General features: G+C 63.3%; 1 protein-coding gene. It reads right to left on the bottom strand.

Annotated features, from left to right (window positions below; all coding sequences use genetic code 11):
- Positions 1 to 529: acetyl-CoA C-acyltransferase (locus ACMUOY_RS20275; protein ID WP_413894530.1), on the bottom strand; the 529-nt coding region annotated here is incomplete at both ends.

Below are 529 nucleotides of genomic sequence, written 5' to 3'. Positions count from 1 at the left end.
GCCGATGCACAAAGTGGCCAGTCCATACTTGACGTCTCTCTTCTGCATCTCGTGAACCAATGTGACCAGGATCCTCGCCCCGCTGGCGCCTATGGGATGGCCAAGAGCAATCGCTCCGCCGTTCACGTTGACAACAGCGGGATCCCAGCCCAGGTCGCGCCCGACGGCCAGCGACTGCGAGGCGAACGCCTCATTGGCCTCGATCAACCCTATGTCCTCAATCGTCAGCCCCGCCTTGGCCAGCGCCTTCCGCGTGGCGGGCACAGGGCCAATCCCCATCACGCTCGGATCCACCCCGGCGGAAGCATACGCTCTGACCTTCGCGATCGGTGCCAGACCCATTGCTTTCGCCCGATCAGCCGACATGACTACTACCGCTGCAGCGCCGTCGTTGATGCCGGACGCGTTGCCCGCAGTAACCGTCCCGTCCTTTTTGAAGGCGGGCCTTAGTTTCGCGAGCGACTCGACTGTCGTACCCGGCCTGACGTGCTCGTCCTTGTCGAACTTGAGCGGGTCGCCCTTGCGCTGA

The sequence above is a fragment of the Candidatus Skiveiella danica genome (genome assembly GCF_022705245.1).
GTDB classification, from domain to species: Bacteria; Pseudomonadota; Gammaproteobacteria; order Burkholderiales; family Burkholderiaceae_C; genus Skiveiella; species Skiveiella danica.
Note: the sequence above shows the minus strand (reverse complement) of the source record. Positions and strands in the feature narration are given on the sequence as shown.